This is a genomic window from Vibrio sp. 10N.286.49.E11, from assembly GCF_041469505.1.
GTDB lineage: Bacteria > Pseudomonadota > Gammaproteobacteria > Enterobacterales > Vibrionaceae > Vibrio > Vibrio crassostreae_C.
Genome location: NZ_JBFRKQ010000066.1, coordinates 1 through 1,650 on the forward strand (window position 1 = coordinate 1; position 1,650 = coordinate 1,650).

At 45.8% G+C, this 1,650-nt stretch carries 1 protein-coding gene; it reads left to right on the forward strand.

What is annotated here, in order from left to right; all coding sequences use genetic code 11:
* Positions 1 to 109 precede the first annotated feature (109 nt).
* The coding region (locus AB4167_RS15865) for a bifunctional aspartate transaminase/aspartate 4-decarboxylase (RefSeq protein WP_372136742.1) at positions 110 to 1,650 on the forward strand (1,541 nt) is incomplete at its 3' end.

Here is a 1,650-nt window from a genome sequence, read left to right on the forward strand (position 1 = left end):
TATAACGTCAGTCTAAGACGTCAATCCAATTAAAACACTAAGCGATTCCCTGGCCAAACATAGGGAAGGGGATCGACTTGCTAAAATTTATGAAAGTAAGGTATCTATTATGACTACTCAAACTCCAACTATCGATTTTTCAAAATTCGCTGACCTAAGCCCATTCGAGCTAAAAGACAAACTGATTGAAGTGGCGCAAGCTGTGCCAGATCGTGCACTTCTTGATGCAGGTCGTGGTAACCCTAACTTCCTAGCAACGCTACCTCGTAAAGCATTCATCCGTCTTGGTGAGTTTGCGGTAGCAGAAGCAGAGCGTAACTACGCTTACCTAGGTGGTGATTTCGGTGGTATCCCTGATGGCGTCGGCATCGTTGAGCGTTTCGACACGTTCGCAAGCCAATATGCAACAGACAAAGGCGTTGATTTCCTACGTCGTGCACTAAGCTACGCAAAAGACCGTCTAGGCATCGAAAAACAAGCGTTCCTAAACGAGCTAGTACTGGCTTACCTTGCGTGTAACTACCCAGTGCCACCACGTATGCTAGTGAACATCGAGAAAGTGGTTAAACAATACATCGCAGAAGAGATGTACGGCCCAATGCCAATGACGACTAACTTTGACCTGTTCGCAACAGAAGGCGGCACTGCGTCAATGACGTACACGTTCGCAACCATGTTCAACAATGGTCTATTGAAAAAAGGTGACAAAGTTGCGCTAATCACGCCAATCTTTACACCTTACCTAGAAATCCCAGAGCTAGCAGAATATGAGCTGGAAATCGTAGAGCTACGCCTTGATGAGACCACTTGGCAGCTACCAATGTCTGAAATCGAGAAACTGGCAGATACAGACATCAAACTACTTTGCGTCGTTAACCCTGCTAATCCAGCATCAGTGAAATTCTCTGACGAGACTCTAGAGAACCTAACAAACTTTGTGAATGAGCAACGCAGTGACCTATTCATCATCACAGATGACGTGTACGGCACATTCGCAGATGAGTTCGTTTCTCTGTTCGCAAAACTACCGTATAACACACTATGTGTTTACTCATTCTCTAAATACTTCGGTGCAACAGGCTGGCGTCTAGGCACTATCGGTATTCACGATGAGAACGTGTTCGACGATACACTTCGCTCATTCAGTGAAGCGACACAGTGCCAATTGGACGACCGTTACAAAACGCTAACTCCAGAGCCACGTGACATCAAATTCATCGACCGTATCGTTGCTGATAGCCGCAGCGTAGCATTGAACCATACTGCAGGTCTGTCTCTACCACAACAAGTACAAATGGCGATGTTTGCATTAACTTGTCTAATGGACTCAGAAGGTCGCTACAAAGCCGCTTGTAAACGCATCATCCGTGAGCGCTACACAACGCTTTACAAAAACATGGGTGTAGCAATCGAAGAGAACAAAGACCGTGTGGATTACTACACACTACTAGAGCTAGACACGCTAGGTGGCAAACTTTACGGTCAAGAGTTTGTCGACTGGTTCAAAGCTAACGAGAAAGGTAAAGACTTCCTATTCCGTCTTGCTCACGAAACCGGCGTAATCTTACTACCTGGTAAAGGTTTCGACACAGTACACGCATCAGTACGTGTATCACTAGCGAACCTTACTCACCACGAGTACGAGCTAAT